Raw genomic sequence first — 1,031 nt, 5'->3', positions numbered from 1 at the left:
CCATCGATAAAGCACCGGTCAAAGCTCCCGTCGCTGTCAACTTTATGGGTCTCACTACTGATGAGCAAGCCGATCGTCGACATCATGGCGGCCCGCTAAAAGCAGTACATCAACTGCCAACCGCGACTTATGACAAGATTAATGCAGAATTTGACTTAAAGGTACGCATCGGCACATTGGGAGAAAATTTGATTACCACAGCCATAGATGGTTTGTCTGAGATGAATGAAGCTACCGTCTGTATTGGTGACGTTTTTCAGTACGGGGATATCGATACTAATGATAGCGTACAGCTACGCATCGTTCAGCCGCGCCGCCCTTGCTACAAGATTAATGACCAAATCGGACAATTTACCAAAGTGCCTAATATCGCTGCATGGGTGAGCAAGCAAGGGATCGCTGGATGGTACTTTGAGGTCGTGCGTGACGGTATGATTGCTGCTAACTTACCTGTCTATTTAATCGAACGTCCTTACCCATTTGCGACGCTCTCGAGGCTGTGGCAGCTGTCGAACTCAAAAGAAAAATTTGCAATAGACATCATAGAACCTTGGTTAGCCATCGAATGCTTGGAGGAGAGTTGGAAAACCGTTTTGGCTAAGAAGATTCGGAAGGACTAAACAGATTTTCTAAGAAAAAACCTTTAATATCATCTCTTAAATTAATTAAAGCTTAAAATTTGATTAATTCATCAACGTTTATAATAGTGATTTCAAACAAGTTATAACAATAGTTAAAGGTTTTTTTGCGTAAAACTGACTGCATAGTGAGTGTGCTTGCGCATTAAATATTTGGCTCTCAAAGAGGATTGTATGAGCGAAAAAACTGAGAGCATCAGCTACCTGCAAGCGATAGCGATTAGCGTAGGAGCAATTATAGGATGGGGTGCTTATGTGATGCCTGGCGATTTATTTTTACCGCAGTCGCAGCTATTGGGCTCTTCTGTCGCCATCATCATTGGCACTTTAGCTATCTATATGGTCGCCCAAGCCTATATTAATTTATTAACCCAAACGCCAGAAAACGAATCG

Annotated in this window: 2 protein-coding genes; both read left to right on the top strand. The window is 42.6% G+C overall.

Going from position 1 to position 1,031, the window contains the following annotated elements; all coding sequences use genetic code 11:
* The coding region (locus tag ACS8FD_RS16770; RefSeq protein ID WP_439276675.1) for an MOSC domain-containing protein at positions 1-620 on the top strand (620 nt) is incomplete at its 5' end.
* Between the two features lie 192 nt (positions 621-812).
* Positions 813-1,031 (top strand): hypothetical protein (locus ACS8FD_RS16765; RefSeq protein ID WP_439276674.1); only part of this gene is annotated, 219 nt, incomplete at its 3' end.

This window comes from Psychrobacter sp. 1U2, assembly GCF_051847575.1.
The sequence above is the reverse complement of the archived record's forward strand: the minus strand, read 5'-3'. Positions and strand labels throughout refer to the sequence as shown.